Below are 249 nucleotides of genomic sequence, written 5' to 3' on the forward strand. Positions count from 1 at the left end.
CTGCCGGGTGCGGCGGGTGCGCAGGTGCGAGTGGAGCTGCCGCAAAGCTACCCGGCGCAACAGATCAAGGTCTGGGTGGATGGCGGGGCGGGTGGCGCGGCCGGTACGGCAGGCAAACCCGGCAAAGGTGGGCAAGCCAAAGGCTGCCTGGTGTACCGCGCCGAGGGTGGCGACAAGGGCCGGCCAGGGCTGGAAGGCCAGCCGGGGCCGGCCGGGCCCGCAGGTGCCGTCACCATCCAACGCCTGTAG

The 249-nt window shown here is 72.7% G+C and carries 1 pseudogene; it reads left to right on the forward strand.

The features are described from left to right. Positions 1 to 249: pseudogene (locus tag SB756_RS33425) on the forward strand (collagen-like protein); the annotation flags it as partial.

It is taken from the genome of Pseudomonas sp. SIMBA_068, from assembly GCF_046534705.1.
Lineage (GTDB): Bacteria > Pseudomonadota > Gammaproteobacteria > Pseudomonadales > Pseudomonadaceae > Aquipseudomonas > Aquipseudomonas putida.